Annotated in this window: 1 protein-coding gene; it reads left to right on the top strand. The window is 53.7% G+C overall.

Going from position 1 to position 339, the window contains the following annotated elements; translation table 11 throughout:
• Nucleotides 1–16: 16 nt before the first annotated feature.
• Nucleotides 17–339 (top strand): DUF805 domain-containing protein (locus tag A3754_RS24350; RefSeq protein WP_231880777.1); only part of this gene is annotated, 323 nt, incomplete at its 3' end.

Raw genomic sequence — 339 nt, 5'->3', positions numbered from 1 at the left:
GCTGTCGGGCTTGCTGATGGCCCTTTTCCTGTTGTTGTCCGCCGAACTGTTGCCGCAGTGGGTGGGTTGGGGCGTCGTCGCAGTGGTGTCGCTGGCGTTGCTGGTCTACCAAATTGGACTTCTGGTGCGCCGTTTGCACGATATGGAAAAAAGTGGCTGGTGGGTCATCCTGGCGTTTGTGCCGTTGGTCAATTTGCCATTCCAGCTTTATCTCTATCTTGGTGATGGCAGCAGCATGATGAACCGTTTCGGAACGCCGAACCCTCCGGTTAGCACCGTGGTTATGCTGGTGGGCGGTTTGTGTTGGTTTATCAATGTGTTAGTGCTTTTATCCATGAT

Source organism: Alcanivorax sp. HI0083 (genome assembly GCF_001635175.1).
The sequence above is the reverse complement of the archived record's forward strand: the minus strand, read 5'-3'. Positions and strand labels throughout refer to the sequence as shown.